Origin of the sequence: Bacillus sp. FJAT-28004 (assembly GCF_001280845.1) — a bacterium.
GTDB lineage: Bacteria > Bacillota > Bacilli > Paenibacillales > Paenibacillaceae > Pristimantibacillus.
Window position 1 is genome coordinate 2666817 of sequence record NZ_LGHP01000001.1, and the last position, 19662, is coordinate 2686478.

The 19662-nt window shown below is 41.1% G+C and carries 17 protein-coding genes; 5 read left to right on the forward strand and 12 right to left on the reverse strand.

Annotation, left to right across the window (positions count from 1 at the left end; genetic code table 11):
- Positions 1 to 78: 78 nt before the first annotated feature.
- Positions 79 to 1653, reverse strand: coding sequence for a multicopper oxidase family protein (locus tag AC787_RS11530; protein ID WP_054024918.1), 1575 nt, complete (start codon positions 1651 to 1653; stop codon positions 79 to 81).
- A 350-nt stretch (positions 1654 to 2003) separates the two neighbouring features.
- On the opposite strand from AC787_RS11530, the gene AC787_RS11535 reads away from it, so the two are divergent.
- The 3 genes from AC787_RS11535 to AC787_RS11545 all read left to right on the forward strand — a co-directional run bounded on the left by AC787_RS11535 (position 2004) and on the right by AC787_RS11545 (position 5220).
- Positions 2004 to 2699, forward strand: a complete 696-nt coding sequence (locus AC787_RS11535) for a cysteine hydrolase (RefSeq protein ID WP_054024919.1) — start codon at positions 2004 to 2006, stop codon at positions 2697 to 2699.
- Positions 2700 to 3028: 329 nt separating this feature from the next.
- Positions 3029 to 4228 carry an IS110 family transposase gene (locus AC787_RS11540; RefSeq protein WP_054024920.1) on the forward strand — a complete coding sequence of 400 codons (1200 nt, stop codon included), beginning with the start codon at positions 3029 to 3031 and terminating at the stop codon, positions 4226 to 4228.
- 341 nt (positions 4229 to 4569) lie between these two features.
- Entirely contained in the window at positions 4570 to 5220 is a 651-nt protein-coding gene (locus AC787_RS11545) for a copper amine oxidase N-terminal domain-containing protein (RefSeq protein ID WP_054024921.1), read from the forward strand.
- A 195-nt stretch (positions 5221 to 5415) separates the two neighbouring features.
- Here the strand turns inward: AC787_RS11545 and AC787_RS11550 are convergent, their stop codons facing one another.
- Positions 5416 to 5793: a hypothetical protein gene (locus AC787_RS11550; protein WP_054024922.1), complete on the reverse strand. Its 378-nt coding sequence runs from the start codon at positions 5791 to 5793 to the stop codon at positions 5416 to 5418.
- Between the two features lie 123 nt (positions 5794 to 5916).
- Here AC787_RS11550 and AC787_RS33760 point away from each other — a divergent pair, with 123 nt between their 5' ends.
- Complete coding sequence (locus AC787_RS33760) at positions 5917 to 6114, forward strand: hypothetical protein (protein ID WP_152970618.1); 198 nt, start codon at positions 5917 to 5919, stop codon at positions 6112 to 6114.
- A 1107-nt stretch (positions 6115 to 7221) separates the two neighbouring features.
- Here the strand turns inward: AC787_RS33760 and AC787_RS11555 are convergent.
- The 6 genes from AC787_RS11555 to AC787_RS11580 form a co-directional block, all read right to left on the reverse strand.
- A complete protein-coding gene (locus AC787_RS11555) occupies positions 7222 to 8106 on the reverse strand; it encodes a choline/ethanolamine kinase family protein (protein WP_054024923.1) in 885 nt (294 codons plus the stop codon).
- A gap of 128 nt (positions 8107 to 8234) precedes the next feature.
- Positions 8235 to 9119: an ROK family protein gene (locus AC787_RS11560; RefSeq protein WP_054024924.1), complete on the reverse strand. Its 885-nt coding sequence runs from the start codon at positions 9117 to 9119 to the stop codon at positions 8235 to 8237.
- Between the two features lie 33 nt (positions 9120 to 9152).
- A complete protein-coding gene (locus tag AC787_RS11565; RefSeq protein WP_054024925.1) occupies positions 9153 to 10643 on the reverse strand; it encodes a glycoside hydrolase family 32 protein in 1491 nt (496 codons plus the stop codon).
- 79 nt (positions 10644 to 10722) lie between these two features.
- Positions 10723 to 12276, reverse strand: a complete 1554-nt coding sequence (locus AC787_RS11570; protein ID WP_414730980.1) for an ABC transporter substrate-binding protein — start codon at positions 12274 to 12276, stop codon at positions 10723 to 10725.
- A 94-nt stretch (positions 12277 to 12370) separates the two neighbouring features.
- Positions 12371 to 13252 (reverse strand): carbohydrate ABC transporter permease, encoded by an 882-nt coding sequence (locus tag AC787_RS11575; RefSeq protein WP_054024927.1) that lies wholly within the window; start codon positions 13250 to 13252, stop codon positions 12371 to 12373.
- Between the two features lie 16 nt (positions 13253 to 13268).
- Entirely contained in the window at positions 13269 to 14189 is a 921-nt protein-coding gene (locus AC787_RS11580; protein WP_054027029.1) for an ABC transporter permease, read from the reverse strand.
- A gap of 495 nt (positions 14190 to 14684) precedes the next feature.
- On the opposite strand from AC787_RS11580, the gene AC787_RS11585 reads away from it, so the two are divergent.
- Positions 14685 to 15731, forward strand: coding sequence for a LacI family DNA-binding transcriptional regulator (locus AC787_RS11585; protein ID WP_054024928.1), 1047 nt, complete (start codon positions 14685 to 14687; stop codon positions 15729 to 15731).
- A 518-nt stretch (positions 15732 to 16249) separates the two neighbouring features.
- Here AC787_RS11585 and AC787_RS11590 read toward each other — a convergent pair.
- The 4 genes from AC787_RS11590 to AC787_RS35205 form a co-directional block, all read right to left on the reverse strand.
- Complete coding sequence (locus AC787_RS11590) at positions 16250 to 17170, reverse strand: IS3 family transposase (RefSeq protein ID WP_321166146.1); 921 nt, start codon at positions 17168 to 17170, stop codon at positions 16250 to 16252.
- Complete coding sequence (locus AC787_RS11595) at positions 17128 to 17805, reverse strand: helix-turn-helix domain-containing protein (RefSeq protein WP_054024929.1); 678 nt, start codon at positions 17803 to 17805, stop codon at positions 17128 to 17130. Before AC787_RS11595 ends, AC787_RS11590 begins: the two co-directional genes overlap by 43 nt.
- Positions 17806 to 18050: 245 nt before the next feature.
- Positions 18051 to 18572 carry a hypothetical protein gene (locus AC787_RS11600; protein WP_054024930.1) on the reverse strand — a complete coding sequence of 174 codons (522 nt, stop codon included), beginning with the start codon at positions 18570 to 18572 and terminating at the stop codon, positions 18051 to 18053.
- Positions 18573 to 18736: 164 nt separating this feature from the next.
- Positions 18737 to 19489 carry an NADAR family protein gene (locus tag AC787_RS35205; protein WP_063847510.1) on the reverse strand — a complete coding sequence of 251 codons (753 nt, stop codon included), beginning with the start codon at positions 19487 to 19489 and terminating at the stop codon, positions 18737 to 18739.
- Positions 19490 to 19662: the final 173 nt, after the last annotated feature.

Here is a 19662-nt window from a genome sequence, read left to right on the forward strand (position 1 = left end):
TGCTCAAAACCTCCGTGCTCAAAACCTCCAAGCCTCCGTGAAAGCCCATAATTGTTGTCCTCCTCCTGTGTCATGGTGCTATCGTTTCCCGTTAATCATTCTCATTAGTATATTTTTAAGTCTATTTTTTTTCTTCAGGATTTCAAATGGTCGCATCATCTCGTAATCTTCATGTTCGAGCATGTGACAATGCCATACAAAAAGTCCAGCGAAAGGATCGAATCTCGCGATAAAAGAGGTAACGTAACCAGTGGGAGCACGAATCGTATCTTTAAATCCTCTTTCGTTAGGTTCAGGAGGAACTGCTGGCCCTGTAAACTTAAGTTCTCTAGTGGCATGGAAATGAGCAACGTTAAAAGGCTGGCGCTCAAGAATTTGCATGTCAACAACATGTAGATGAATGGGGTGGTCATCCCTTGACAGATTGATTAATCGCCATATCTCAATAGTCCCTAAGTCCATTTTCTCGGATATAGGATCATTCCACCTTTTACCGTCAAGTAAATTCAGCGATCTACCATATTCATCCTCCACCCTATCGAGTGTGAGATCTCTTGTTCTTGTTGACATCTCTCTAGAAAGGAAATCAATTTTCGTTAATTGATCAGGAAGGGAGCTGGCATCTTTGCCTTTTAACGGAGTGGTTACTTTAAACTGCATGACATCGGTTGTTTCGGGGGAGGCACCCTTGAAGACATTTTTAAGAATAATCGTCTTGCCAAAGGATCGAGAAAAATCAACGATCACATCCGCACGTTCGGTCGTTAGAAGGAGGATCTCATTCATTTTCACTGGTTTCTCCAGTAAGCCGCGATCTGTTCCAATTTGATAAAATGGCTGTCCAGAGTCCAGTTTGAATGTAATAGCTCGACTATTACAGTAATTTAACATCCGAAATCGGTATTTTCGCGGTTCTACTTCAAGATAGGGGGATACTTTGCCGTTTACCAAAATGTAATCTGCGTCAAAAGGTGTGACAATTGAAGGATAAGGAAGACGATGATTGTTTTTATCGGGAGTAGCAGGGTAAAAGAGCGAACCGTCCGGGTTAAACGAGCGATCCTGAATCATAAGAGGGATTTCATATTTTCCCACCGGCAGATTCAGGGATTGTTCATGCTCATCACGAATGATAAAAAAACCTCCAAGTCCCGCATAATTGTTCAATCTCGTAATACCCATGGTGTGGTCATGATAAAATAATGTAGTGGCTTCAAGGTTGGGATACTCGCATACTTTTCTTTGAAACTTAGGTCCAGTTTGTTCGAAATTTCTCGTAAACCAAGCATCAGGGTACCCATCGCTATGGTCATGCTGTTTTCCGCCGTGTAAATGAACCACTGTCCGAACCTGTGGAAGTGTTTTTTCTGCACCATGAATGGTTGTATCGATGGGGAGAAAATGCTTTTTGGGCAGATCATTCACCCATTTGACATATGTCATTTCATCCTTCATCACGTCGAAAGTAGGACCCGGGTACATTCCGTTGTAACCCCATAAACGGGTAGGCCCAAGATCACGATGTTGTTTTTGGGTAAATTCCCTCATGGTCACTTCATAATACGAACCTTTCTTGTCTCGTTTTATCGGGAAAATGGTTTTGGGAATCGGCAGTTTATCGACGAATTTTTGAAGTTTTACTTTTACGGGCATATGAGTGGAGACCTCCTCACGGTTAATACCTTAAGAAAGCGTATGAACGACAGATGTCCCACTATGTTTAATAGTGGATTTTTTCTTAATCTATTCCAAACCAATTAATGATTTTATAGATGCAGACCGAGCTATCGGCAATAATGTCTTGTCTAAAATCCGCATCCGATATATGTTCTTGCCCACCAACAGCTATTGGTGAGATTTAAGGAAGACCTCTTTCATCTGTACACGTCTACATTCAATGATTATTGGAATGGGCATGTCTATGCTTAAAACGGACCCGCCTCACCTTTTCCTATCTGCGTACATAATCTATTACCAAATAAGCGGCCCAGAGGTGAATTAGGATGATCTATTTTTGTCCCCAGTACGGTGTTTGGCGTGAATACTGCACGCCATGTAGTCACTGGCTTCATGTGAACTATTACGCTGGAAGAAAGGATTCAACTTTCATAGATGAATGGAACGCTGTTCCTGCTCCTCCTCCCCCTCAACTGCAATCCGTTTCAGTGGACCCCAAAACAAGTGCACTCCTAGTTTTGGATATGGAGACCTCTATATGCAATAATCCTCGTTGTATTGCCTCCATCTCTAAAATTAATCAACTATTGGCGAGAAGTCGTGAATGGGGCATGCTTGTCGTCTATAGCCTTACAAGTACGGGAAGCCTTTCAGATATTGCACCGCAGATAGCCCCCTTGCCAGGTGACCCTGTCCTGAGATCAAACGTTGATAAGTTCTACAAAACTGATTTAGAAAAAATATTGCAAGAACATGGCATTAAAACCGTTTTGATTACCGGTTATGCCGCTAATGGCGCAGTCCTTCATACAGCCACTAGTTCCGCATTCCGGGGATACAATGTCATTATTCCCGTTGATGGAATGTCAGCACTCAATCCTTATGCTGAACAGTATACCGCTTGGCATATGCTGAATAGCCCTGGAACCCGAAACCTGGCCACACTAACAAAAATAAATCTGATACATTTTAGTCAACCATACATGCGACTTGGGGACAGGGAACAAGGAGTCATTCAGTAAAGCCCCATCTGCATCATAAGAGTGCTTAAACTGCTATGGGATCCAAGAAGTTAGTGATCAACCGTTATACCACACTAATCTGCCCGTTCGTATTATGAGGTCACCAGATCTTTCTGGTAGACCTCATTTTTGTGTGGTCGTAAGATAGCGGTAGCCGAGGATCGAACGTATCTGCCCGTGAGACTAGGATCTCGAGAGCTATTCCGTTCATCCCCCTACTTGTTAAACCATGATTAGGCTAGTTGGGGCATGACCCCGAATCACATGCGATAATGTGGACGACAAGAAGGTTAGGGGCTTCCGGCGAATATATAACAAGGAGTGGTTACATGAATCCTGTCATCGGACTGGATGTTTCCAAAGGAGAAAGTCATGCACAAGCATTCACTGACCGAGGGAAACCACACGGAAAGATCTTTCAGTTTGAGCATAATCTTGAGGGACTGGCGTCTTTCTTGAATTTTCTGCAGGACCTCGAATGCATTACTGGACTGCGTCCAGCAGTAGTGTTAGAAGCAACTGGACACTACCATAGCTCCGTCATTCAGTTTCTAGATGAACATCAATACTTGTATATTGTCATCAATCCGTTAATTTCACACCAGGCCAAAAAAACTAGCTTACGTAAAGTGAAAACGGATATCGCGGACGCCTATCAACTAGGGGAATTGTTCTACAAGGAAGAATTAGAACCGTACAAAAAACGAGGACAATTTATGATGAATCTACGCTATCTGACAAGGCAGCATGATTCTCTAACCGATATGTATGTGAAAGCGAAGCTGCAGTTTCAGGCTGTCCTTGATCAAGTCTTTCCGGAATACCGTGGCGTGTTTGGAGACCTGTACTCGAAGGTATCCCTTCGTTTTCTGGCTCTTCACCCTACCTCTTCCGCAGTGTTGACTAAGTCTCTGAATGGCATCACAGCGACGATCCAGTCTCTTTCTGGGCGGTCGAATTCCGCTTGGGTGCTTGAACGCGCGCTGAAACTAACAGCTGCCGCGGAGCGAAACCCTTTCAAGGAAACTGCTTTTTCAAGCCATCTTATCTCGCTGGAACTGCTCATTAATCTGCTTCTACAGTACCAAGAGCACCTAACAAACCTCGACCAGTCCATAGATGCTCTGGCTGCGGAATTACATGAGTATGAGTTGATCCAATCGATACCCGGCATTGGCACCAGAATTGCTGCAACAATACTGGCAGAAGTCGGAGAAATCGATCGATTTGATCATGCAAAGAAGCTTGTTGCATTTGCCGGTGTCGACCCAAGTGTCTTCTCTTCCGGCAAATTTACTGCTACCCGAAATAGGATTACCAAACGCGGTTCCAGAAGACTTCGAACAACCTTATATCTGGCCGTACGATGCGGTCTGCGTAGCTCACGCAACCAAAAACTCCGAGACTTTTACGATAAAAAGCGTGCCGAGGGCAAGCCGTTTAAAGTGGCTGTTATTGCCTGTGTAAATAAGCTCATTCACTGGATTTTCGCGATTCTTACAAATAAAGAAGCATTTCGTCTGACCTGAGCAGGAAACACTATCCTGCTTAGGAAAGCTTCCCCATCCACCAATGGATGGTTATTTGGCATGCTCTTTTTTTAGTATAACATCATGGGCTTTATCCATTAAGTTTTAAATATTGACAAGCTATTAGCTAGAATAGCTTAATAAAATAAGCAGCCCATCGCAGCGCCTGCTCATTCCTGTGTTATTCAACTATCGTTACCCGTTAGCTTAACAAGTTATGGGCGATCTGTAACATATGGTAACATAATATCCCAATCATGCTATGTTCGTACATGTGTTAATATATAAAGAATGTATATGCGTAATTAATCAACATCATTGGAATCTTTGGAGGAATCTATATGTTAAGAAATAAACTTATATTTGGTCTGGTATCAACTGCTTTACTTCTAAGCCCGATCGCTGCTCATGCAAATGAGCCAGTGCGTCTCGATGGTAAGATGGTCGATGGTCGAGTATTTATGCCTTTGAGAGCCGCTGGTGATGGAATTGGTGCAGAAACAACTTGGAATCAAAAATCTCAAACAGCAACCGTTAAGAAAGACGGAAAGATTCTTCAAGCGAAACTTGGTCAATTCGTTAAACTCTTCAACAATCGAGTTTACATCCAGTTCCGAGAGTTTAATGAAACATTCTTTGAGACGGATACGATCGGGTGGAATCCAAATGGTTTGGTTGCAGACTCACAACATATCATCGTTGATCTTAAACCACTGACTAAAGACGAAGCTTTGAAATTGGTAAGTGATTCGATCTCTATGAAAAAAGAAAGACAACAGTTTCTCATTGAAACTAAAGATTCTGGAGTCAGACAGGATATGATTTATTGGGAAGGATTTGATAAATTCAAAGTTACTTACTATGCAGAATGGAACGATGGAAAAGACAACTATTATGCTTCAACGATTACTGTAAAGATGAAGAAGTCTGGAGACAAATGGATTCTTTCTTCGTTCAACTACCACAAAGGATGGATGTTGCCACCCCATTAATTTGAATAAATTTTGAGGCTTACAGGGGTCCTTCTAGGGCTCCTTTTTTATTTATGTAGTATTAAACAATCCTGCCCGTTAGTTGAGAAAATGGCAGCCAATATGCAGGCTGCCGTTTCTTTGTATTTATTGAGCTATCCATCTGCGTGCTCGTAGATACGTATTTAATAACTAAGCAACAAAGCCCGCTGACGCTCAGCGGGCTTTAACTATTTTACGGGGCTTGTAATTAGCGGGCTTAAACGTCTTCGCGATCTTGGGGACATCGTCATTGATCATGCGCCTAAGAAGGTTTAGCTGCTTGGAGTATTTTTTGTTGAAGCCGTCCTTTGATTTGTTGTCGAAAAACTCATCGGGAGGCTCCTCCGGAGTGTAATAGGCGAATAGGCGCCCGTTCCCCGCGTAGAGGACGATGGAGGGCGAGTCTTCATAGCCTTTGTCGCGCCATTGCTTTCGGGTCATACGGTACATACTTACGGTGAAAATGTCTGTATACACTTTGCCGCGATACTTGAACAGAAATTGCACGCCGTATGCCTCATCGCCAGATCGGCCCGATCTTTTGATAACCAAATATGGTTTCCACCAATCAGGGATACGCATGCTGAATCCATACTTGGGATCGTAATATTTGATAACCGTTGCCCCCTTTTACAACTATTCATAGCTATAGAATATTCGGAGCAACATAAGACGGTGTTAGTAAAAACGGATCTGCAAAGGAGATGCTCATGCCCAATCGCGATACGATCGGCGGGCACGCGAAAGCCGGCGGATTCGACCGTCAGACGCGGCGGCATACAGGATTCAAACGATAAATCGCTCTTTCTTGACTTGCTCAAACAATCCGATAGAGTGGTTTATTTTGATAAAATAACGAGTACGATCAGTTGAAAGTGGTGCAAATATTGATTGGCGGGAATATATGGAAGGCTTCGTGATTCAACAATCCTCCCTTTAGCCTAATGAAAACGGCAGCCGATTGGTTGGTCGGCTGCCGCAATATCCTTTTCAACTAACGTTCCCCGATAGCTTAAGTCAAATACTTTATTTTCTCTAACACGATTTACTCATGAATATTACGGCAGCACGTTTGTTTTTTAGAATGGACGACATTGGGCATCATTCCCCGTCGGGAATGGAACTATGTTCTTGTCACTATTCGGGAATGGGATCAAGTTCTTGTCATCAACCAATGACAAGAACTTGATCCCTAAATAAAAAAAACCGCTATTTGCGCGCCTTTAATGGGACAATGCTCTTGACTTCCGAAAGTCTTTTTTGTCCGAATTAAAGGACAAGAACATATATCGTATCCCACTTTTTCTTTTCTGCAGTGGTTATTCTCAATCATGATCACGAAAGAATCCTCTCAGAAAATAAAGTGGCTAACAAGCTTAACTTCGATACAAAACGATTAATTATTAGTTTGATATTTTCTTCGGTTGGGTTTTCAAAAGCATTCATTGCAGCAACATTCATAGGTATTTCAGATGATTAATTTTCTTCTTACTTTAAAGTGTTCGATTCGGACATTCGTAATTTAGAAACTTATGGTTGCTTTGCTCACGTTAAATATTGCTTTATTTTCAAAGTAAATCTGTTCAATTAAGTCCGATGTCTGAAGCATTCCATTATTATTAACTAATAAGCTTGATTTGAACTTTGAGTCAGTTTACAACTCAATACTCCCATGCTGTGGCAAAAATAGCCATGATGTTATACACTATATAGCTCCATTTTTCGAAGATAATATAATAAGTCAGATACCTTTCCCGTGCTGAAATGAAAAAGCTGCCTTCGATTTTTTGGTTTTTGTTATCATCCGTTATCGGGAAGCTTGAACATATACCCAGCTACCATCATTTAGATCATTTAGGCTTGACGGGTATCTCGCAGCTCTTACGGCCCAGTAGACTTTCTGGACCGTGAGAGCGAAGGGGTGTAGGGGCACGTCTTATTTAATCTTCACCTTACTCGTAAGTAAGAGCATCTATACCATTATAATTGATAAATCCCTTCTTCTATTCGCTGGATGCAATATTCGGAAAACTTATAGTAATCAAAGTCATGGTGACTTTCCGCCTTAGTAAGTCCACTATAAAACATTCCCCACGCAACCTCTCGAACCATCGACACGAATTTCATATCCTGAAAAATGCGAAATGTTTCCTCCTCGTAATACCCAAAGTATAACTTTAACCACTCACGCTCATCTGTTTCACTGAACTGGTTTGTAAACGGAATGAGCGTCAAATCGAAAAACACATCTCCGACTCCCGACAACTCCCAATCAATAATTTGCAACTGTTGGCCAGTATAGATCATATTGCATAAAAAGGAATCATTATGACAGAATTTGTTGTTATATTCTTTGTCATTGCTTCGCATATGAGTGATATTCTCTACTCGATTCAAAATTCGGCTCAATCCTTCAGGATGCTTAACTTGAAACTGATCTGCGCCTTTCAAATATCCATAAATTAAATTGTAAGGAGTAGATGTTCTTTCTTGACCTTCCATGCGATGTATTCGTTTAAGGCGATCCATAATCATTTCTTTAATTCGACCGTCTTTGAGATCATCCTTCTCAAGCATTCGCCCTTCTATAAATTCCGTAACTACAAATTGTTCCGGATAATTACTCGAAATTACTTTAGGAGCAAATCCTTCGCGGTTTGCCTTCTTCATAACTTCAACTTCTGAGCTACGTGTCAGGTTCAAATACTCATTTTGCCTGCTATTGATGCGAAGAACGTATTTACTCTGTTTCGTTTGTACCTTGTAGGTTTGGTTGCACAGCCCACCATTAAGACTTTCAAAACTTAAGAATTCATAGTTTAACTCTGGTACTCCGCGAATAATTCCTTCAACTTTCTTGTTCAACAGGATTCACCCCTATTTCGATCGGACATAAAATAAGTCACATAAATAATAGATTTGCCATGTCTTACAGACGTTTTGCCTGTACAGCTCGAAAAGGTGTCGAATCGATCTCGACACCTTATTCGAATTTATTCGTTTCGGCCTAGAGCACTCATAGCCAGAGCAAGTGCACCGGTGAGTCCCGCCTTTTCTCCTAAAGCAGGTTGAACGATAAAGCTTTCCCCTGTTCCTGAAAGTGCGGGATGCTGCAAATAACCATTTAACAGCGAAGCGACCTGATCGCGAAGCATGGGAAACAAATGCAATTGATTCATTACGCCGCCTCCCAAAATTATTTTTTCTGGAGATAAAACAAGAATATAGTTCATAAGTGCTTGGGCGATATAGTAGATTTCCATTTTCCAGGCAGGATGCAATTCATTCAATTCGTATGCTTTCTTGCTCCAACGAGCTTCGATTGCCGGTCCGGCAGCAAGCCCTTCCAAACAATCTTGGTGAAAAGGACAATTTCCTGCATAGCTGTCCTCTGGATGCCGCCGAATAAGGATATGGCCCATCTCTGGATGACTCAAGCCATGAACGAGCTTTCCTTCAACGATTGCCCCTGCGCCGATCCCCGTCCCGATCGTCATGTACAAGCAGTTATTTAAGCCTTTTGCCGCTCCCCATGTAGCCTCTCCCAGCGCGGCCGCATTCACATCCGTATCAAAACCAATTGGAATATCGAAATGTCGCTTTATATACTCTGTAACCGGAAAACCGCTCCAATACTGCTTAGGGGTTTTTCCCACTGCGCCAAAGGTCGGGCTTTTGAAATTTATATCAATCGGCCCAAATGTACCTATTCCAATAGCTTGTATTCCTTTGTTATCAAAATAGTTCATCGCTTTTCCGAGTGTTTCTTCAGGTGTTGTTGTTGGAAAAGAAACACTTTCAATGATTTCGCCTTCAGGTGTTCCAATTCCACAAACGAACTTAGTTCCTCCGCCTTCAATAGCTCCTATTAATGTCAATTGATTATACCTCGCATTCGTCTAACCTTTTGTTTACACGGTTGCAACCGGATAAATAGTTTTCATGACATGCAGAGAAAGTGAGATCACTTTTGCGCTGCCGCCGCGAACATAAAGCTCCAAACCTGTGCTCGATGGATCTGGAAATATTTGATCGGTAATCGCGATTTCACCATCATCTGCAAACACTTCGACGGACGACTGATCGACAAACAAATGCAGTTTTAATCTTCCTTTCTCCGTCTGCAGCGTTACTTCATGCTTGCAGCCAAAGGCTTCATGAAATGCTTTCTCCCCAGAATTACAGCGGTCGATATACAGTGATTGAGCTACGGCGTTGTAAGCCACAACGGTTTCCTCTTGCTCTGATTTACGAAGCTTAAAACCGATTTCCGAGGCATTGCCGACTTCTAGTTCGCACTCTATTTCATAGATATCACCTTGCATGTCCGAGAGGAGGTTTTGGCCTGGGCTTACAGATACTTCTTCCCAATGTTGTGACTGCTGACGAAGCTTCTGAACATCAGTTACTGGCTTTTGCACCAATCGAATACGGTCCCGCACGGAACGCAGAGAGAGCAATCTCGGCAAAGTCATAGCGCTTCTCCAAGTATCTGTGGGCGTTATGTTCGCATATTTCCAATTGCTCATCCATCCGATAAACAGCTTCCTATTGTCTGTCCTATCCACATCCGACCAGGTAACGCCGGCATAGTTATCTCTGCCATGATCGAGCCATAATACCGTCTCAGGCGAAGAATCATTCGTAAAAGCTTGACCGTCAAAATGACCGACAAAATATTGCGTTCTTGAACCTTCCTGAAATGCAGGATTATCTCCAATGCTGACGATCATTACCCATTTACTGGCATTTTCTTGACCTTCAACCGGCAGCTCTATTAAATCTGGACATTCCCATACGCCGTCATGCGAGCCTTCATCAGCTCCAAATTCACTCGCAAATTTCCATTCCTTCAAATTACGAGACGTATAAATGTGAACGCGATCTCCAGCTGCGAGCACCAAGATCCAGCGCTGTGAATCAGCATGCCAAAATACCTTCGGATCACGGAAATCTATGATTTGTTCATCGCAAAGTACAGGATTGCCTTCATAGAGCGACCAGGTTCTTCCCTTGTCCGTGCTGTAGGCAAGACTTTGCCGTTGTCTTGGTCGATTTGAATCCGGATATTGATCGGCATGCGTAAATATCGCAACCAGACCCGATTTGCCGGAGAAAAAGCCGCTTGTATCCTCCCAGTCTACTACTGCGCTTCCGGAGAAAATAGCGCCATTCTCATCCGGTTTTAGCGCAATTGGACGATGCTCCCAATGAATCAAATCCGTACTGATCGCGTGTCCCCAATGCATAGGGCCCCATGTCGTTCCATCCGGATGATGCTGATAAAACAAATGGTATTCTTCTTCAAAATATACCATACCGTTCGGATCGTTCATCCACTTCGTAGGTGGCGTAAAATGATACTGCGGACGATATTTTTCTCTGTAAATAATCGTTGACATGTATTCCACTCCTTTAATCCTATAAAGATGAAGTATGCTCTAATGGCTAGAGCGTACTTCTATCCAATTAATCTATTATTTATTTACCTGTATTTCTGTCATAACCTGATTGTTTGATAGTCAGATATTCCTGCAAGCCTAGGCGATCCAATTCCTTCAAATACTCATCCCATTCTTGGTCTGCTTTCCCGTTCTCCGTCCATTCCGTACGTTTTCTGAGTACATATGGGAACAGATCAGCTTCAATGGCAGACAGCCTTTCTGCGTCTTCCAAAGAGAAGAATACTCTAGGGTAAATATTTTTCGCTTTTACGTCAGACACGTACACATTTTTGAGGATATCTAGTCTCCAAGCAGCATCATCTGGTTTGGTCGTCACACTGCCGTAGTAAGAATCTAAAATAGCTAATGGACCACTGACACTTGTTTTTCCTCTTAATTCCCCAGGAGCAGTTCCTTCCAAAGGCAAATGCTTCAGCATTTGAGTAGCCTCGTCCAATTCAAAAATATTTTGCTGTTTTTCATCTCCGTAAGTGCCCCAGTTATTCTGTACCGATTGAAGCGGATCGTACAATTGATCCATCCATTTGGCAGTTGTTTCAAGGTCTTTGTTCTCTTTTGTAACGATCATTCTGCCTCGATCGAAGCCCATTCCGTTTGTTCTTGCTACGTTTTTCAAGCCAGTCGGCCCAACAAGCGCAGGCATTGGCTCATATTTATCGTTCATGCCAGTTATATTCGCTTTATCCCATGTGAAATACAACCCGTAAAGATCTTCCTTACCTTTAGCGATATAAGTATTCCAGTCCTGAGTCATATACTCGACATCAATTAAGCCTTCTTTGTACAGTTCATTAAAATACTTGACGCTTTCTTTGAATCCATCATTATTCGCTGCAAAATTCACTTTGCCATCATCGCTAACAAGCGTCATATCCCAGTTCAGCCCTGGTCCAAACGATCCGAATAAGAATCCGATATCCTCGCCGCCGCCATTTGAATTAATAAAGGACAATGGAATTTCATCGGCCTTCCCGTTGCCGTTCGGATCTTGTGTTTTAAAAGCAATCAGTACTTGCTTCAACTCTTCAGTAGTCGTCGGCATGTTCAGATCTAGCTTCTTAAGCCATTCCACATTAATCCAAGGAATGTTGTTTACGGTATGAATGCTTTCCTTGTCAGCGCCCAGCTCCTCGATCCACGGCAGCGAATAAATGTGACCATCAGGCGCAGTAATCATAGCTTTATATTGCGGCGCTTGCTCTAGCACCTTTTTAAAATTTGGCATTTGGTTTTCAATAATATCATCAAGCGGGATAATCGTGCCGTCCTTTGCCAGCTTTAATAAATCAAAGTCGCTTAGTCCTGCATCAAAGATAGCATCCGGAAGTTCCCCTGTAGCGAGAGCCAGATTTCTTTTTTCTGCAAATACGTCGTTTGTGTAATTTTTCCAATTAATATGAATACCCGTCTTCTCTTCCATACGCTTAAATATTAGCTTTTCATTCGGATCCGTCGGAGCTAAAACTACGCTTTGTGTCATGAAATTGAGCGTAGGCTTAGAACCGCTGTCGCTCGATGCAGAATTTTCATCTTTGTTATTCGAATTGCCGCTGCACCCGGTTACTGCCATAATTGTCGTTAGAGAAATGACTGCTGCTGTTTTCTTTAAACTTTTCAAACTAAACCCTCCTCATGTTTTTGCTCTATATATGTCAGCCGATTCATTATTTTAATGAACCGACCATGACACCCTTTTCAAAATACTTTTGGAAAAACGGATACATAACGAGTAACGGAAGGCTTGAAATAACGATAGATGCGTATTTAATGATCTCCGACAACCTTTTCAATTCAGCCATTGCCAAACGATCGGTTATCATCCCTGGATCCACTTGATTCTGAATGAGGATAGATCTTAAAACGAGCTGCAATGGGTATAGCTTCTGATCTTCCAGATAGATCATTGCATCGAAATAGGAATTCCACTGGCCAACGAATGCGTATAACGCTAATACAAAAACAATAGGTTTGGAAAGAGGCATTACTATTCTTAAGAAAATGAGCAACTCAGATGCGCCATCTACTTTAGCCGCCTCTTTCAACTCTTTCGGTATTCCTTTAAAGAAGGTTCTTGCCAGAATAATATTCCAAACATTTATAGCCGTTGGAAGAATAAGCGCCCAAACCGTATTCAGCATCCCTAATTGCTTAACAACTAAGAAGGTTGGAATCAGGCCACCGCCAAAAAACATCGTGATGATAAACAAGGTCATAAACCATTTTTTTCCAACAAAATCATCAATCGATAAGGGATATCCCGCAAAAACTGAAATGAGCACCGTAACAACTGTAAATGTAGCTGAATAATAAATCGCATTGATAAATCCGCGCAGCATGGCCTCATTGCCCAGAATGAGCTTATAACCTTCGACGCTGTAATCAGCGAGATTAAAAGAAATCCCTTTATTCAGCAGTGCCGTAGGTTCCATGAAAGACGCCACAACTACGTAAAGCAATGGACCTAACACCAGCAATACAGCAAGCGTTAACAGAATATAGGTGATCACCAGAACAACACGATCCATACTCGTAGGCTTAATATTCATATAGCGACTCCTTTCATTAGTAGAGCCCGTCGCCTTCATTTAATTTCTTCACAACGAAGTTGACTAAGACAAGCAAAATAATATTAATAACGGAATTAAACAAACCGATTGCGGCTGAGTAAGAGTAGTCGCCGGCTTTTAAGCCTACTTTATAAACATAGGTTGCAATGATTTCAGACGTCGGCAAATTCAACGCTGTTTGCATCAGATATGCTTTCTCAAATCCAATCGCCATAATCCCGCCGGCAGACAAAATAAACAAAATGGCCATAACCGGTTTTAATGTAGGCAAATCAATATGCCATATCCGTTGCAGCAGATTTGCCCCATCAATGTTCGCTGCGTTATGGAGCTCAGGATCAACGCCTGCCAATGCTGCTACAAAGATAATCGAAGACCAACCTGCCGCTTGCCAAATTCCCGATAAAATATATATGCTGCGGAAGTACTCTGGATCAGACATAAACACTATCGGATGACCGGTTGTTAAGGTAATGATTTTATTCACCGGTCCGGTTGGAGACAATAGGACAAACAGCATCCCTACAATAACGACAACGGAAATAAAATTCGGGGCATATAAGATTAACTGGATATTTTTCTTAATGCCCACCTTGCGTAATTGATTCAGCATGAGTGCCAATATGATCGGAATCGGAAACGAAAGGATAAGCCCATAGGCACTTAATTTAAGCGTGTTCCAAAAGATTGGTTCGAAGTTGGGAGCATTCAAAAATTTCATAAAATATTCGAACCCCACCCATTCACTGCCTAAAATCCCCTTACTGTAGCTGTAATCTTTAAATGCGATAACTACGCCGTACATCGGTACGTATTTAAAGATAAGTGTAAGAATGACAGCAGGCGCAATCAGCAGATAAAGAAAATAATTGTTCTTTATATACTGCGCCTTACCTTTAATACCGCCTTGATTCATTAATCTGATTTTTTCACCATTCGGGTTTGACAATACCTTCTGCACTCCTTTAACCCCCCATTCTAAATATTGAAAGAAACGAATAGTAAACATTCGCACCTTTAGAAAGGGCTTACATTCGTATCTGCAAATACAATTTAACAAATAGATGCACTATTAGTCAATACATTTAACAAAATTTAATTAGTCATTTGTAATAATAATTTTGTCGATATGTAAGAAAAATGTGTAGAATCATTCATTATTCACGATAAATTGGTCAAAAACGATGAGCTATTCATTTTCTTGAGCAAAAAGGACTTTATACTCTCCTAAATGTAAATTTCAATTAAACATGTTTTTAACTTTACATTTGTAAACACAATTCCCAAAGGCAAATACCCTAATGCATTTGTTCATTTGTAAAATTAAATTGATATTTTATTCGTATTCATATACATTTAAATTGCACAATAGCAATTATCGTTATCTATCCGTAAAGGTGGAACTGTAGAAATGACCAAAAATAAAATTACAATACAAGACATTGCCGATTCGTTAGGAATATCAAGAAATACTGCCTCCAAAGCCTTAAACGGCGTTGAAAGCATTCCTGATGAAACTCGAAATAAAGTGATCAAAAAAGCGATAGAATTAAAGTATAAGCAGTTTGCTTTTGTAGACACAGAAAGTATGATGCCAAAAAATCCGGGAAATATTGCTCTAATAACATGTAATTTGCCCAACTTCTCACACTTTGGATCCATGCTAATAAGCGGCCTAGAAATTAAGATCAGCTCTGAAGGCTATAACTTGTCCATTCACATTGTCCGAGATGCGGATATCAACACTTTAAATCTACCGAACAATTTCGAATCAACAAAGGTTGATGGAATCATATGTATTGAGATGTTTGATAAGCAATATAGTGAGATGATCTGCAATTTAGGGATCCCAACCATATTTATAGATGCTGCGGCAGACGTTTTTTATAGCGACATGAAAGCAGATCTCATTCTTATGGAAAATGAATACGGGACATACACAGTTACGAAGAAGCTCATAGACGATGGCCATACTAAATTGGGCTTCGTGGGCGATTACAACCATTGTAAGAGCTTTAATGAAAGATGGGATGGATTCAACAGGGCATTGGCTATGTCAAAGATTGAGATAAATATGTCTTATTGCGTAATCGAGGAAGATCGTAATTATTTTTCAGAACCCAACTTTATGGATAGACAACTGGACAAAATGAAGGAGCTGCCTACAGCTTTTGTTTGTGCAAATGATTTTATCGCGGTAAGCGTAATGAAAGCTCTAAAAAAAATAAACATACAAGTCCCGAATGATATTGCTGTCTGTGGTTTCGATGATGCTCCTGAATCAAGAATCGTGGAGCCCCACTTGACAACAGTCCATATCTCAAACAGTGAAATGGGGAATATTGCCGCAGACATGCTGCTATCCCGAATAAAAAACCCAACAAAGCCATATCAAATTACGCATGTCAAAACAGAACCTATGTTTAGAGAATCGACACGTAAAAAGTTATCCAACTGATCTAATTTCGTCCGATTTTGATATAATTGTTTAGCTAATATGACCGTTGACTATTGGATGTTGGATGAATCAGTTATATCTGTTTGATCTTTTTCTTTACTTAAATGAAATCTGTGATCGACAGCACAAAAACCTCCCCACAGTTAATATTTTTAATCTAGAGAGGAGGTTCTGTACTTCAAAAATCTACTCATCCCGCTTTTCCTTATGGAATACGATCGCTTCCAGAAATCGCAGCGAATGCACAATTTCGCAAGCTGTCCTGCAGATCGACATCGTCAGTCAGGACAATGAGTCATTGTTACGTAACATGTGCCTTCAACCCCGCTGCGAAATCCTCATGTAAATCAGAGATGGGATCAATATAATACTTTCTTTCGAATTATTAAGTCAGCCGTAGAATGATTTGATCTGTAGAAATAAAATAAAGTAGTAGACTGAACACAATAATAGAAACAGCGGTAGCCAGGGACTGAACTGCACCCCGTCAAGTAGACAATACAAATAATAAAAATCAATTAAGCGGCCTTGGTCCTAAATTCCATCGGACTCAGGCCGTTTAGTTTTGCTTGTAACCGTTCGTTATTGTAAAAGTGAATGTAGGCCTCAATGTCCCTCTTAAGCTCCTCAAAAGTATGGTACGTGTGCAAATAATACTTTTCACATTTCAAGGTCCCCCAGAAAGATTCCATCGGACCGTTATCGATGCACCGCCCAACTCGGGACATACTTTGAATCATTTTGTTGTCATCTAAGAGCTTCTTAAAGCCCAAGGAGGTGTATTGGTAGCCTCGATCGCTATGAAGCATCGGGCTGCTTACTGGAGCTGCTTGCACGGCCAGTTTCAACGTCTGGAATACAAGTGGATTGTTATTGGAACGCCCTAATACATAGGAGACGATGGATTTATCATGAAGGTCCAATATAGCGCTTAAATACGCTTTTTGGCCAGGACCGCACTTGAATTCCGTTACATCGGTAAGCCACTTTTCATTCGGTGCATCGGCAWGGAATTCGCGGTTTAGCAAATTCTCCGCCACCTGCTGAGGAGTGGCGTTAGCATATCTCTTTCTCTTCCTCCGGATAACGGATTGGATTCCCTGTACCTTCATCAGGCGGTATACGCGCTTATGATTAATCGTTTTTTTCGTTTGGCTGCGCATGTGCAGCGTTAATTGACGATATCCAAAGATACGCTCTACTTTCTCATAAATGGTCATCATGACATGCGTCAAGTCTGCGTTCTCCTGTTCACGGGAACTGGGTTTGCGATTTAGCCACTTGTAGTAGCTTGAGCGTGGAATACCTGCAATTTCACACAGAAGCTGAACACTGAACAACGCTTCTTCTCGAAGCGCTTGAATGGCAAGATAGACGTTCTCTTGGCGATATTGGCTTAACTTCGCCTCCTTTGGAATTCCCGTAACTTTTTTAGAAATGCATTCTCCGCTCGAAGCCGCTCCATCTCGTACTCCATCTTCTTCATTTCGAGTTTCTGTTGATCGGCCTCCGTTAATTCTTCTTGCGCTTTCTTTCGTCCTCGGCCATCCTTTAACGCCTCCTGACCGTCAGCTTCGAATTTCTTTACCCATTGATACACTTGTTGGTAGGAGACCTGAAAGTGTCCTGCCGTCTGCTGGTAATCATGTTGGTGTGCCAGGCAATATTGAACAATATCGATCCGTTCTTGATATGTCGTAGAGCGACCCTTTGTCATAGCTTTTGCTTCCCCTTTATAGGCTTTTAAGCTGCTATGACCATTATACTTGTTAATCCAGTTGAAAAGCTGTCTCGTACTAGCAATCTTGTATTTATCGATGATCTGGTACTGAGACAATTCCCCCTCAAGGTAATCTTTCACCGCTCGGAGCTTAAGCTCCGCACTGTAGCTTTGAAGATGCGTACGGCGCTCCAACCCTTCATACCCATATGTTTTGTACCGACGCTGCCATTTCATTAAAGTCGTCTTGTTAATCTCATATTTCTTCGCAGCTGCCAGAAAACCAATTTCCCCATTCGATACTTCCTCGAGAATGGCGAGTTTCTCCAAAGCATTATATTTTCCTCTAGACATGAAAAAGCTCCCCTCACAGTAGCAGGCTTTTTATTATTTCACCTGTCTACCGTATGGGGAGCATATCAGACGAGATAATAAAGTCCTAGGCTGCCGCTGTTTTATTGAACTATCGTGTCCCGTTAGCTTAGTGGATTGTTAGTCCTAGAATATATATGACCTAAGTTAAGTAAATCCCCCATATCAAACATCCGGTTTTCATTTAAGAATTGGAAAAGTATCTATGAACGGCAGTTGAACTTACCTTACTCTCCCATAATTTCCACATCGAATATCCTATTTGAAAATTCATTTAAAGCCATGTTAAATCTGATTACATCATCGATTGTTACATATTGAGGTGACTTCTTTAGAGCTTGATCCGTTTGTTTATAAGAATCAATCAGCAAGAAATAGCGGTCATTATACTCTTTGTGATTAAGTAATGATACTGAGCCAAATATATCAAGTAACTCACGATTTTGTTGCTCGATGCGAGCTAGGGTAAATCTTTCTGTCATAGTAATTTTGTTATCTTTTGTGATCGCTGATAAATCGTATCTCATTCTTTTCACTTGTTCATGAATCATCTCTAGCTCAAAATTGATCATCCTTGGTACTTCATTCCTTATTGAGTAGTATTTATTTGTTGATATTGCAGTTGATATACCAAGTATTATTATGATTGTAATAAGAACATGTGTTTTATATTTAGTGATTTTCATCTTATTTAACATAACTTCCCCCGTAATCATCGCTTCATCTTTGTTGAGTTTATATTTAAGCATTAATTAATTCCACTGGTAAAACCTTCCGAATAACCCCTTCCGTTACTGTGAATTACTGCCCGTTAGTTCAATGAAAAAAGCAGGATACCGTAGTACCTGCTTTTCAATGTATATCATTCAACTATCGTTACCCGTTAGCGTAACCATCAAGTTTCAATGATATATTATTCTTCGTTCGATTTATTTCTCATTGCTTCTTGCATTTTTTTAGATTCAGCCCAAATCTCAGGTGGCGTAAAGTAATCATCATATTCTTTTAAAGCTTCAGGAGATTGTTTCCTTCTCCACTCCCACAAATAAGTTAAATATGTTTCACCATTACCCATTCTCCATCTAATGCTAAATGGATGAATGTCTGGAAACGCAATCCATTGAGGAAGAAAGAACTCTGGCTCATAGTTCTCCATATTATTTCTGATGTTCATCAACAAATTGCCTAACATGTTTTTCCCTTGCCCGTCACCGCCATCTCCCCAATATGAATCATTAGTTGTATGTTCAACAATGGCACAATCACCAGTTGATAAGAGAACGGACTTAACATTTGGATGTTGTTCTATTTTAGCGACGATAGCTTCCCGCATAATGTTAACTTTGCACTCTTCCCAATCTTTACGGAGTGGTTTATTTTTATCTCGGCCTAATCGGGCGGCATCCATTGGAGTACTTGCAAAACGTATTTCATCTTCATGAACGGTACCTACAAACTTTTGAGCTTGAAAATAGTGTTCCGTTGTTGGCCATTCTTTGTTTTGTAACGTAATTGAGTGTTTCGAAAAATTTGAGAAACAACCATATGGCTTATTTATTTCATAAAAATTGATTATCTTCTTCTCAGCATTTGTGCTTAAAAGATTCCGTTTATTTTCTTCAATATTCTTTAATAATTCTTTTGCGATTTTTGCAATTTCATCCAAGAAACTTCCCCCAATCTTCGTTCGACTTATAAACGATGCTTGTATTTTTCTATATATATTCTAGAAGTGATTAAGCTATCCCTGCCCGTTAGCTTAATGATTGCTACCTTCCGACGAACTAAGTTTCGCAGGTGTGTCCGTCCGAATCCGCTCCCTCGAAACCCTCAGTCATA